Below are 229 nucleotides of genomic sequence, written 5' to 3'. Positions count from 1 at the left end.
GGCAGTAGGATCTAGCATATTGGTCAGAAACATTCCCTGTTATTGAGTTGATCAACGAATTTTTAATTTTCACCCCTGTTGTGCAGGAGCAAATAGCCACGGCGAGTACGGATGGCCTGCATCTCTATTTTTGTCCCTGTTATAGTGCCAGTCTCTCCGATGAATCTCGGCGCTTTTTGCATGCCCACCTAATTTGGCATTGTGTGGCATGCCATTTAACCGCTCCTCT

General features: G+C 46.3%; 1 protein-coding gene. It reads left to right on the top strand.

All coding sequences use genetic code 11. The annotated features are described in order from the left end of the window. Window positions 1-80 precede the first annotated feature (80 nt). A partial coding sequence (locus tag A6R74_RS23480) for a DUF2201 family putative metallopeptidase (protein WP_441294762.1) occupies window positions 81-229 on the top strand: 149 nt, incomplete at its 3' end.

The sequence above is a fragment of the Halomonas sp. ALS9 genome, assembly GCF_001651035.1.
Taxonomy (GTDB): domain Bacteria; phylum Pseudomonadota; class Gammaproteobacteria; order Pseudomonadales; family Halomonadaceae; genus Vreelandella.
This window is presented reverse-complemented; position numbering and strand designations above follow the sequence as displayed.